Raw genomic sequence first — 10423 nt, forward strand, 5'->3', positions numbered from 1 at the left:
GGTCGGCGAGTTCGGCCCGCTCGTCGGGGTCCAGCTCCTCCAGCTCGGCCCACTGCTCCTCGGTGAGGTCCGCCTCCTCCAGGGCGACGGCGTCGTCGTGGGAGAGGACGACCTCGCCCTCGCGGACCTCGCCGCGCCAGCCGCGGAGTTCGGCCGCCTCGTCCCGGGGCAGCATCATGACCTGGCGCCGGTAGTGCTTGAGGTCCAGGCGCAGGCGTCTGCCCTGGGCCCGCCAGATGTTGCCCGTGCGCTCGAAGAGGCCCTTGGGGTAGTACTCCACCACCAGCAGGACGCGGGTGAGGTTCTCCCCCAGGGGGTGGAAGGTCACGACGCCCTTCATGGTGCCCTTGGCGGCCTCGGTCGACCAGGCGATCCGCTGGTCCTGGACCTGCTCGGTGACCTCGGCGCTCCAGCTGCGGCTGGACCAGAAGACCTTGCCCCTCCAGTGGGAGGAGGTGTCCCCGGTGCGCTCCGCGCTCTGCACGCCCTTGGCGAAGGAGCCGAAGTCGGGGAAGCGGGTCCACTGGTTGTAGGCCACGCGGACCGGAACGCCCACGTCGACGTCCTCGACGATGTTGACCATCTTGCCGGGCTTGCCGCCCCCTCCGGAGGAACCCGTGCCCAGGCCCTGGCCGACCTTGTCCTTGAGGCCCTTCCTGGCCTTGTCCTTGAGGCCCTTGGCCCCGCCGGTGACCACGGCGTTGACCGGGTTCTTGCCCTGGGCGAGCTTGCCGCCGACCCCGGCCGCGACGGGGACGGCTGAGGCGCCCTCACTGGTGAGGCGCTCCACCGTGGCCCCGAGCCTGCGGGCCGCGCCGTGCACCACGCTGGTGGCCTTGGCGCTGAGGTAGTCCTGGAGGGCGTCGGCGAGCTTGGAGGTGCCCTCGTTCCTGTCGGCGGCCGACCGCAGCCGGGCCAGCGGCCCCCGGGAGTCAGTCGTCGCGGCCATCGTCGCCCCCCTTTCCGCCGGTGCCCGAGGCGCGCTTGCGCCGGGCGGGTTTGGCGGAGGCCGAGGCGCGCTTGGCGGTGCCCTTGGTCCGCGCGGCGGCTCCCTTGGTCCGGGCGGCGGTGCCCGAGGCGGCGCCCCGGGACGCCTTCGCGGCCTTGGGCCTGGTCCGGCGCTCGGGGGCGGAGTCCCCGCCCGGCTCGCCACGGGCCTCGGCGTCGCCGTCGTCCCGGGTCTCGTCCGCGTCCTCGACGGCCTCGTCCCGCGCGGCGCCGTCCTCGTCGGAGCCGTCCTCGTCGGAGCCGGAGGCGGCCCCGGCCGCGCCCTCGCGCAGGCGTTCGGTGCGGCTGTTGAGGGAGTCGGCCAGGCCGCCCGCCCACTTGCCGGCGATGTTGCCCGCCGCGGTCCTGCCGACGTTGAGCAGCTGCTCGCGGGACTGGCCCTTGAGCTCACCCACCACCGGGAGCGCGGAGACCTCCTTGAGCAGCCCCTGGGCGAGCTGTCCGGGTTTGATGTCGAGCTTCTTGGCCCCCAGGTAGAGGCCCAGCCCCAGGGCCAGCTTGAACTTCTTCCTCCGGCCCAGGACGTAGCCGCCCACTGCGGCGGCCACGATCTTCGCCGTGTCCCCCACGGGATCTCACCTCGATATCGCTATAGAAGACCTTGTTGGTACCGCTCGGCTTCCTCCAGCTGGTCCAGCAGTTCGTCCTCCGCCTGGTCGAACTCGCTCTCGGACAGCTCTCCGGCGTCGAGGCGCTCGGACAGTTCCGCCAGCTGCTGTCGGATGCGTGAGGGGTCGTACAGCTCCCGCTCCGCCGCGTCCAGGACCTGGCGCGCCGTCCAGTCGACGAACCGGACAGGCGCGGCGGGAGCGGTGAGGATCATGCTGAGGAGGCCCATGCCCCTGACTCCTGTTCGGTGTCCCCGCCCGGCGGGGTCACTGTTGGGGGGACGCCACGAAGCTGTAGGGCGGCAGGGGTCCGTTGACGCGGACCTCCATGTAGGAGGCCAGTTCCTGTTGGACCCGGGCCGCCTCGCGCAGGAAGTCCCCGGTGCGGTCCCGGTGCACGAGGAAGGAGGCGTTGGCCAGGCCGCCGTCCACGGCGGGCCAGGCGGACACGCGCTCGGCCAGTCCTTCCAGGGGCTTCAGGACGGCCTCGGCGTCACGGCGCCTCAGCTCCTCCACCGCCTGGGAGACCTGCTCCCCGAAGGCCATCCGTTCGGCGGGGGTGCCTCCCCCGGCCGCCTTGAGCTCCTCGTTGCGGGCCCGCAGCCCCTCGTCGGCGCGCAGCACGGCGCGCAGGGCGGCCTCCTCGTTGTGGCTGGCCTTGACGTTGAACTCCACCCGGCCCTGGAGCTGGTCCAGGAGCACGGAGTAGTGGTCGGCGAAGCGGGCCAGCTCGGCGGCGACCGCGTCGTCGTCCTCGCTCACCGCGCCGAAGCGCAGGGGCAGGACGCCGCGGGCCTGGGCCAGGTCCTGGAGCACGTTCTGGTGCGCCTCCAGGTCGCGCCGCTTGGCGCGCAGGCCCTCGGGGGCGTCGCTGACCGCGGCGGCCACGCCGTAGGCGCGGACGAAGCGCACCGGCGCCGCGTCCTGGCCAACCCCGGACAGTTTGACGCCGTCGAGGGACTCGTCGTCGCGGACGATCCCGTAGACGTAGGTGCTCACTCCTCGCCCTCCTTCTTGGCGGAGGAGCGCCGGCGGGCGCGCGCGGGCTGCTTCTCCTGTTCGTCGGACTGTCCCTTGGAGAAGGACTCGGAGATGGCCTCGGCCGCACCGGAGAGCGCGCCCTTGGACTTGCTGCGCGCGCCCTTCTCCATGCCGCTGTCGAGCAGGTCGGGGAGTCCGGCCCCGCCGCTGCTGGTCAGGTCGAGGCGGTTGCACGCCTCGGCGAAGCGCAGGTAGGTGTCGACGCTGGCGACCACGATGCGCACGTCGACGGTGAGGAGTTCGATGCCCACGAGGGAGACCCTGGCGAACACGTCGATCACCAGTCCCTTGTCGAGGATGAGATCGAGGATCTCGTAGAGGTTGCCGGAGCTGCGGCCGCCTCCGGATGACTGCTGCATCACCGTCATCGGAATCATGCTCCTTTCGTCGGTGAGGTTGTGGGGGGCAGGCTCCCCGTCCGCCCGGGGTCGGCCGGGCTCAGCCGTCGGAGCGACCGCGGGTGTAGCGCTTGCCGCGCTTGTACCCCTCGATCTCCCCGTCGGCGTCGAGTTCCACGGAATACGTGGCCAGCAGGCTCACCGTGTCCGGAACCCGGCGCAGTTCGAGTACTTCGAGGGTCAGGTCCCAGCCGTCTCCGGATCGTTGGAACCCGGAGACGCCCTCGACCTCCAGCCCGGTCACTTCCTCGAACTGCTCCTGGGCCTCGCGCAGACGCTGCATCATCGTCTTGCGTCGTCCCTCGCGCGGAGGGGAACCGTCGTCCTTGCTGTCCTGACTCATGGATCTCCTGGCCGTCGGCCATTATCCGAATTTCTCTTGCCATGCCCTTGGCTTGACCCACTACCGAGAAAGACCGGGACAAAACCTCCCCGAGGTCAAGGCGGGGGAAAACGGGCCGGCCGGGAACGCCCGGGCCGGGGAACCAGGGGAACGCGGGAACGCCCGGGGAACTCGGGGACGCGGGGGCTCCGCGTGTTCCACGGGTCGCGGGAAAGCGGGGATACGGGAGGGTCTCCAGGTGCCCCGGCCCCGGAAAACGCGGCACGGGAAAACTCCCGCGGGAATGTTCAGGACCGCAACCTCTTAACAGGAAAGGAAAACCGCGCTGCGACGCCGAAGGCTCCTCACCCCGCGCGCAGGAGGCGGAGCAGGGCGTGCGCCTCGTCCGCCAGCGCGTCACGGCACGGAGCCAGGTACGCCCGCGGATCGGTCAGGTCGGGCCGTTCGTCGAGCCGCGCGCGCAGCGCCCCGGAGAAGGCGTCGTTGAGCCGCGTGGCGATGTTGACCTTGGTCATGCCGCTGTCCACCGCCTTGACCAGGTCGGCGTCGGCGACCCCCGACGACCCGTGCAGCACCAGCGGCACGGGGACCGCCCGGTTCAGGCGGCCGATGAGCTCGTGGTCCACCCGGGCGTCGCGGGTGCGCATCGCGTGCGAGGTGCCGACCGCGACGGCCAGCGAGTCCACCCCGGTCGCGCGGACGAACTCCGCCGCCTCCTCGGGCCGGGTGCGCGCGCCCGGGGCGTGGACGCCGTCCTTGCCGCCGACCTCGCCGAGTTCGGCCTCCACCGCGACGCCGCGGGCGTGGCAGTAGCCGACCACCGCGCGGGTGGCCGCGACGTTGTCCTCGTAGTCCAGCGCGGAGGCGTCGAACATGACGCTGGTGACGCCCAGCTCGATCGCCTCGCGTACGAGCGGGACGTCGGTGGCGTGGTCGAGGTGGACGGCGGTCGGCACGGCCGCCTCGCGGGCGGCGGCGAGCGTGGCCAGCGCGAGGGGGGCCAGCGCCCCGTGGTAGCGCACGCAGTTCTGGCTGATCTGGAGGACGACGGGGGCCGCGGCGCGCTCGGCTCCGGCGATCAGCGCCTCGACGTGCTCCAACAGGACGACGTTGAAGGCGCCGACGCCCCCGCGTCGGGCGACGGCCCGCTCCAGCAGCGTGGTGATCCCAACGAGTGTCATGCGTACTCCTCGACGTGCACGGTGGGCAGGAACGCGCGGTAGGCCCGCGGGTCGGCCTCTCCCGCGGTGGGGGCGAGCACGGCGGCGGCGCCGAGCGCGGCGGCGCGGGCCAGGGTCCGGGGCCAGGGGTCGGCGGCGGCCGTGCCCAGGGCTATCGCGGCGGCCGCCGCGTCCCCGGCTCCGGTCGGGTTGCCGGTCACGCCCGGGACCGCGCCCGCCCGCCACCCCCGGTCGCCGTGGAAGGCCAGCAGGCCCCGGCTCCCGAGGGAGACGACCACGCTGCGGGCCCCGGCCCGCAGCAGTTGGCGGGCGGCGTCGGCGCCGCATCCGCCGGTGGTGGCGCGCAGCTCGTCCGCGTTCGGTTTGACCACCGCGGCCCCGGCCGCCGCCGCGGCCAGCAGCGCCGGGCCGGTGGCGTCGACGACGGCGGGAACGCGCGCCCGCGCGGCGACGCGCACCAGTTCCGCGTACAGGTCGTCCGGTGCGCCCGGGGGCAGGCTGCCGGAGAGCACGAGCGCGCGGGCGCCGGTCAGCGCGTCGCGCACCGCCTCCGTCAGCGCGGCCCGTTCCCGGGCGCTCAGCGGCGGGCCCGGTTCGTTGAGGACCGTGGTGTCGGTGCCCACGACGGTCAGGGTGCGCCGGGTCGTGCCCTCGATGGGCACCACCCGCAGACGGTGCCCGTCCCCGGTCAGGGCGCGGGCGATCCACCGGCCGGTCGGTCCGCCGAGGGGGGCGACCGCGAGCGTGGGCTCGCCGAGCCCGCGCAGGACCCGGGACACGTTGAGGCCCTTGCCGCCCGGGCGCTCCCACACGCGCGAGACCCGCAGGGAGCGGCCCGGTACGAGGGCGTCGACCTCGTAGGTCGTATCGACGGCGGGGTTGGCGGTGACGGTGACGATCACGTGCTCCTCCCGGAGGCCGCAGGTGTGCGGCGGTCGCGGCCGCGGACGGCCCGGGGTGTGCGGTCGCGGCCGGGGAAGACCCGGGGCTCGGTCCGGGCGCGGTCACGGTCGCCGGTCGTGTTCACGGGCGCTCCAGCAGTTCCCGGGCCAGCAGCGCCGCGCCCAGGCACCCGGCCTCGTCGCCCAGCGCGGCGGGGACCACGTCCGGACGCCGGTGGAAGGTCAGGCGGGCTTCGAGCCGTTCGCGCAGCGGGGCGAGCAGCAGTTCGCCGGACCGGGCCAGACCGCCGCCGACCACGATGACCCGCGGGGCGAGCACGGCGCTGATCCAGGAGAGGCCGAGCGCCAGGGCGTCCACGGCCTCGTCCCACACCCGCCTGGCGTCGGGGTCGCCCCGTACGAGGAGGGCGGCCACCTCACGGGCCTCCCGGGTGGGCCGCCCCGTGCGCTCGGCGTAGCGGCGGGCGATGGCCGCGGCCGAGGCGATCGCCTCCAGGCACCCGGTGGCGCCGCAGGCGCACGGCCCGCCGTGGCCCACGTCCACGTGTCCCATCTCGCCCGCGAAGCCGCCCGCGGTGTGCGCCCGCCCGCCCAGGAGCAGGGCCGCCGACAGGCCGGTGCCGATGGGGACGAAGACGGCGTCCTCGTGGCCGCGCGCGGCGCCGAGCCGCTGTTCGGCCAGGCCTCCGGCGGCCACGTCGTGCCCGAGGGCGACGGGCAGCCCGCAGCGCTCGGCGAGCCGGTCGCGTACCGGCACGTCGCGCCAGAGGAGGTTCTCCGACCACACCGCCACCCCGCGCCCGACGTCGACGATGCCGGGGACGACCGCCCCGACCGCCGCGACCGGGGCGTCCCGGGACGCGGAGCGCAGCTCCCCGACGAGGGCGGCGGCGGTGTCGATCACGGCCTCGGCGACGCGGGGTCCCGTGGGCGTGGGCGTCCTGCGGGCGAGGAGCACCCTGTGGTCGGCGTCCACGAGGGCCGCCTTGGTCAGGGTTCCGCCGACGTCGACGGCGACGACGGCGCTCACGTCGGCTCGTCCGCGAGGACGACCGAACGGGTGAGGTTGCGGGGCCGGTCCGCGTCGAGCCGCCGCCGTTCGGCGAGGGCGACGGCCAGGCGCTGGGCCACGACGAGGTCGGCCAGAGGATCCAGGTCGCTGGCGCGGAAGGCGGCGCCGGTGGCCTCGACCTCGGCGGCCAGGCCCGCGGGCGGCTCGCCGAAGGACCACACGAGCCGTCCCGGCTCGGCGATGGTGAGGGGGCCGTGGCGGTACTCCATCGCCGGGTAGGCCTCCGTCCACATCCGCGCCGCCTCACGCGACTTCAACGCCGCCTCGTGCGCCAGGCCCACCGTCCACCCCCGGCCGAGGAAGGTGATCTGTTCGGCGCGGACCAGGGAGTCCAGCGGGGCCTCCAGGGCCCGCTCGCCGTCGCGGGCGAAGCGCTCGACGTCGTGGCCCAGGTGGGCGCGCAGCAGGGCGAGCGCCGTCGTGGCGTAGCGGGTCTGCACCACCGACCTCTCGTCGGCGAAGTCCAGCACCACGCTCAGGTCGGCGAGTTCGGTGACCGGCGAGCCGGGCACGGCGGTGATCACGGTGGTGGGCACGTCCCGGGCCGCCCTGAGCAGGTCAGTGACCTCGGTCGTCGTGCCGGAGCGGCTGATGGCCACGACGCGGTCGTAGGAGCGGCCGGGCGGCACCTCCGAACCCGGGAACGCGTCGGTCCCGCCCTGCCCGGCCCGCTCGCGCAGGGCGGCGTAGGACATCGCGACGAACCAGGACGTGCCGCAGCCGACGACGGCCGTGCGCTCCCCCGGACGCGGCAGCGCGGGTTCGGCGGACGCCAGCGCGTCCGCGACGCGCCGCCAGCACTGCGGCTGGCTGGCGATCTCCGCGGTGACATGGGTGTTCATCTAGGATCTCCCTTGCTGGCTGCGGGGCCCTCGCGCCCGCCGCGGGGAGCGGCCCGGCGCCCTCGTCCGGACGCCGGATCCCCGTCCCCGCCCGCGGCCCCGTTCGCGGTGTGTCCCGCCGTGCGCCCCGCTGCCGGGTCGGGTAGGAGTGCTGTGACGGCCCGTCCTCCGCGTGCGGTGCGCGACGACGCGCACGAAGCATCGTTAGCCTGATTGTTTTTGATCGATATAGTCGGTTAACAGTCAGATTGGATCAACAGTTTGTCCTTGGGGGACGTCATGGACCGCCACCAGCGTTTGACGGCTGTGCTCGAACTGCTCTCCGAGCGCGGGTCCCTCTCCGTCGACGAGGCGGTGGAGGAGCTGGGGGTCTCCCCGGCCACCGTCCGGCGCGACCTCGACCACCTGGAGCAGCAGCAGCTCCTGACCCGCACGCGGGGCGGCGCCCTGGCCTCCTCCGTCTCCTACGACCTGCCGCTGAGCTACAAGGCCGCCCGGCACGCCGAGGAGAAGGAGCGCATCGCCCAGGCGATCGCGGACCTGGTCCCCCCGGGTTCGGTCGTCGGCCTCAACGGCGGCACCACGACCACCCAGGTGGCGCGCGCCCTGGCCCTGCACGAGAGCTTCCGCGGCGAGGACCCCGGGCGCGGCCTGACCGTGGTGACCAGCGCGCTCAACATCGCCACCGAACTCCTGGTGCGCCCCCACATCAAGGTGGTCGTCGTGGGCGGGGTCGTGCGCCCCCGCTCCTACGAGCTGGTGGGGCCGCTCGCCGAGCGGGTCCTGGAGACGCTCTCCCTGAACGTGGCCGTGATCGGGGCCGACGCCGTGGGCGCCGACATCGGCGCCATGGCCTTCGACGAGGACGAGGCCGCCGCCAACACGCTGCTCGCCCGGCGCGCCGAGCGGGTCATCGTGGCCGCGGACAGCCACAAGATCGGCCAGCGGGCCTTCGCCCGGATCCTGCCGGTCGCCGGTATCGACGTCCTGGTGACCGACAAGGACGCGGACCCCGACGTCGTGGACGGCTTCACCAGGGCCGGGGTCGAGGTCGTCCAGGCCTGAACCGCGGCCCGGGCCTGAGGGACTCACGGGCCGTTCCTTCCGTCCAGCGGCCGGTAGCCGACCCCGAGGGCGTCCAGGCGCTCCAGGTGCGCGCGCAGCCGGGCGAGGAAGTCGGCGCGGTCGTGGCCGCGCTCGCCCGGCTGGCGCCAGACGGCCTCGGCGAAGGCGCACAGGCGGGGGAAGAGCATGTACTCGGTGTGCTCCTCGGTGGCCACGTACTCGGTCCACATCTGGGCCTCGGCGCCGACGACGCGCCGGGCGGCCTCCCCGTCCAGCGCGGCGGGCACCGGTTCGAAGCCGAAGACGGTGGACAGCGGCACGAAGCCGCCGCCGAAGGCGAGGGGCTCGGCCGCGGTGTCCTCGTCCTGGTAGTAGTCGAGGTACACGTGGCTGGTGGGCGCCATGACCGTCTCGTGGCCGAGCCGGGCCGCGGCCTCGCCCCTCTCCTGCTCGCGCCAGGCCATCACCGCCACGTCGGCGGGGAGCGCTCCCCCGTCCAGGACCTCGTCCCAGCCCACCAGCGTGCGGCCGTGCTCGGCCAGGAACGCGGCGATGTACCCGGTGAACCAGCCCTGGAGCTCCTCCTCGTCCGCGAGCCCCAGCCGGCGGATGTGCTCCTGCACGCGGGGGCTGTCGCGCCACTCGTCCTTGGGGACCTCGTCCCCGCCGCAGTGGACGTACCGGCCGGGGAAGACGTCCATCACGTGCGTCAGGACGTCGCGGCAGAACCGCAGCGCGGTCTCGTCCACGTTGAGCAGGCGGGTGCCCACCCCCCAGCGCTCGCGCACGATCGTCGGGGCGCCGGTGTTGCCGAGTTCGGGGTAGGCGGCGATGGCCGCCTGCATGTGGCCGGGCATGTCGATCTCCGGGACCACCTCGACGCACCGGTCGCGGGCGTGCGCCACGATCTCGCGCAGGTCGGCCTCGGTGTAGTAGCCGCCGTGCGGGGTCTGGTCGTAGACCGGATCGGGGCTCGTGCCGAGGTCGTCGCCGACCACGGTGCGCGCCCGCCACGCGCCGACCTCCGTCAGCCGGGGGTAGCCGGGCACCTCGATCCGCCAGCCCTGGTCGTCGGTCAGGTGCAGGTGCAGGACGTTGAGCTTGTGCAGGGCGAGCAGGTCGATCAGGCGCAGGACGAAGTCCTTGGGCAGGAAGTGCCGGGCCACGTCCAGCATGAGGCCGCGCCAGCGCAGCCGGGGGTGGTCCTCCACGCGCGTGCAGGGGATGCCCGCGCCCCGCGCGGACGCGCCCGTCCGCCACAGCCGCGCGGGCAGGAGCTGGCGCAGGGTCTGCGCGCCGTGGAAGGCCCCGACCGGGTCCGCGCCGACGATCTCGACGCCGTCGGTGTCCACGGTCAGCGTGTAGCCGTGTTCGCGGGCCCGTCGGGGGTCCACGCGCACGGTGACGGGGGCAGGACCGCCGCCCGGACCGCCCCCGGCCCCAGGTCCGGTCAGCGGGGCCAGGACCTCGCGTAACAGCGCGCCCGCCAGCGCGGCCTCCGGTTCGACGCGCAGGGAGAGTCCGCGGTCCAGCCGGAGGGCGCCCGGACGCGGTTCCGTCAGCGTCGGCACCGGGATGACCGCGGGTCGGCTCGCGTCGTCGGGCATGCTCGTTCCCCCTTCTGGCCGCCTCGGCGGCGGCCGAGGCCGTCGCGGCGACCGTTCGCCCGCTCCGGCGGACGGGCGCGGCGCCCGGTCGGGCCCGGGCTCGGGCCGGTCACACCCAACGATCATTACATGAGCACATGATGATTACTAGTGAACAGAAGGAGGATCTAAAGCTTGACACCAATCAACCAGAACGTGACGATAGTCACTCATCGACTACCGGAGGGAGCGCTCACCATGGTCCTCGCGTACACCCGAAACGGACATGGCTGACACCGCGCGGCCCACGGGCGGGGTCGGAGCGGAGCGCGAACGCGCCCCGCTCCCCCCGCCGGACCGCCGGGGCGGTCGGGACC

The 10423-nt window shown here is 74.1% G+C and carries 12 protein-coding genes; 1 reads left to right on the forward strand and 11 read right to left on the reverse strand.

Going from position 1 to position 10423, the window contains the following annotated elements; genetic code table 11:
* The 10 genes from DQW06_RS06450 to DQW06_RS06495 form a co-directional block, all read right to left on the reverse strand.
* Positions 1–949: SRPBCC family protein (locus DQW06_RS06450; protein ID WP_157983357.1), on the reverse strand; the 949-nt coding region annotated here is incomplete at its 3' end.
* Positions 933–1577: a hypothetical protein gene (locus DQW06_RS06455; protein ID WP_013153382.1), complete on the reverse strand. Its 645-nt coding sequence runs from the start codon at positions 1575–1577 to the stop codon at positions 933–935. The genes DQW06_RS06450 and DQW06_RS06455, both read right to left, overlap by 17 nt.
* A 20-nt stretch (positions 1578–1597) precedes the next feature.
* On the reverse strand, positions 1598–1846 hold the full coding sequence (locus tag DQW06_RS06460; RefSeq protein ID WP_013153383.1) for a gas vesicle protein GvpG: 249 nt from the start codon (positions 1844–1846) through the stop codon (positions 1598–1600).
* Positions 1847–1883: 37 nt separating this feature from the next.
* A complete protein-coding gene (locus DQW06_RS06465; RefSeq protein ID WP_013153384.1) occupies positions 1884–2615 on the reverse strand; it encodes a GvpL/GvpF family gas vesicle protein in 732 nt (243 codons plus the stop codon).
* Positions 2612–3016 (reverse strand): gas vesicle structural protein GvpA, encoded by a 405-nt coding sequence (locus DQW06_RS06470; RefSeq protein WP_358170770.1) that lies wholly within the window; start codon positions 3014–3016, stop codon positions 2612–2614. The genes DQW06_RS06465 and DQW06_RS06470 overlap by 4 nt, the downstream gene beginning before the upstream one ends.
* 79 nt (positions 3017–3095) lie before the next feature.
* Positions 3096–3398: a gas vesicle protein gene (locus DQW06_RS06475; protein ID WP_013153386.1), complete on the reverse strand. Its 303-nt coding sequence runs from the start codon at positions 3396–3398 to the stop codon at positions 3096–3098.
* A gap of 344 nt (positions 3399–3742) precedes the next feature.
* The gene (locus DQW06_RS06480; RefSeq protein WP_071622190.1) at positions 3743–4579 is read right to left on the reverse strand and encodes a class II fructose-bisphosphate aldolase; all 837 of its coding nucleotides are present in this window, start codon (positions 4577–4579) and stop codon (positions 3743–3745) included.
* A complete protein-coding gene (locus tag DQW06_RS06485; RefSeq protein WP_013153388.1) occupies positions 4576–5481 on the reverse strand; it encodes a 1-phosphofructokinase family hexose kinase in 906 nt (301 codons plus the stop codon). Before DQW06_RS06485 ends, DQW06_RS06480 begins: the two co-directional genes overlap by 4 nt.
* Before the next feature lie 121 nt (positions 5482–5602).
* On the reverse strand, positions 5603–6511 hold the full coding sequence (locus DQW06_RS06490; protein WP_117198140.1) for an ROK family protein: 909 nt from the start codon (positions 6509–6511) through the stop codon (positions 5603–5605).
* On the reverse strand, positions 6508–7395 hold the full coding sequence (locus DQW06_RS06495; RefSeq protein ID WP_117198141.1) for an SIS domain-containing protein: 888 nt from the start codon (positions 7393–7395) through the stop codon (positions 6508–6510). Before DQW06_RS06495 ends, DQW06_RS06490 begins: the two co-directional genes overlap by 4 nt.
* 279 nt (positions 7396–7674) lie before the next feature.
* On the opposite strand from DQW06_RS06495, the gene DQW06_RS06500 reads away from it, so the two are divergent.
* Complete coding sequence (locus tag DQW06_RS06500) at positions 7675–8460, forward strand: DeoR/GlpR family DNA-binding transcription regulator (protein WP_013153391.1); 786 nt, start codon at positions 7675–7677, stop codon at positions 8458–8460.
* Positions 8461–8483: 23 nt separating this feature from the next.
* On the opposite strand, the gene DQW06_RS06505 is transcribed toward DQW06_RS06500, so the two are convergent.
* The gene (locus DQW06_RS06505; RefSeq protein WP_117198142.1) at positions 8484–10067 is read right to left on the reverse strand and encodes a beta-N-acetylhexosaminidase; all 1584 of its coding nucleotides are present in this window, start codon (positions 10065–10067) and stop codon (positions 8484–8486) included.
* Positions 10068–10423: the final 356 nt, after the last annotated feature.

Source organism: Nocardiopsis sp. TNDT3 (assembly GCF_003427465.1).
In the GTDB taxonomy this organism is placed as follows: Bacteria; Actinomycetota; Actinomycetes; order Streptosporangiales; family Streptosporangiaceae; genus Nocardiopsis; species Nocardiopsis dassonvillei.

What these genes read in the sequence shown, in the direction of transcription:
- DQW06_RS06500 (WP_013153391.1), top strand. Translation starts at nt 7,675, where the DNA reads ATGGACCGCCACCAGCGTTTGACGGCTGTGCTCGAACTGCTCTCCGAG.
- DQW06_RS06460 (WP_013153383.1), bottom strand. Translation starts at nt 1,846, where the DNA reads ATGGGCCTCCTCAGCATGATCCTCACCGCTCCCGCCGCGCCTGTCCGG.
- DQW06_RS06495 (WP_117198141.1), bottom strand. Translation starts at nt 7,395, where the DNA reads ATGAACACCCATGTCACCGCGGAGATCGCCAGCCAGCCGCAGTGCTGG.
- DQW06_RS06470 (WP_358170770.1), bottom strand. Translation starts at nt 3,016, where the DNA reads ATGCAGCAGTCATCCGGAGGCGGCCGCAGCTCCGGCAACCTCTACGAG.
- DQW06_RS06475 (WP_013153386.1), bottom strand. Translation starts at nt 3,398, where the DNA reads ATGAGTCAGGACAGCAAGGACGACGGTTCCCCTCCGCGCGAGGGACGA.
- DQW06_RS06505 (WP_117198142.1), bottom strand. Translation starts at nt 10,067, where the DNA reads ATGCCCGACGACGCGAGCCGACCCGCGGTCATCCCGGTGCCGACGCTG.
- DQW06_RS06480 (WP_071622190.1), bottom strand. Translation starts at nt 4,579, where the DNA reads ATGACACTCGTTGGGATCACCACGCTGCTGGAGCGGGCCGTCGCCCGA.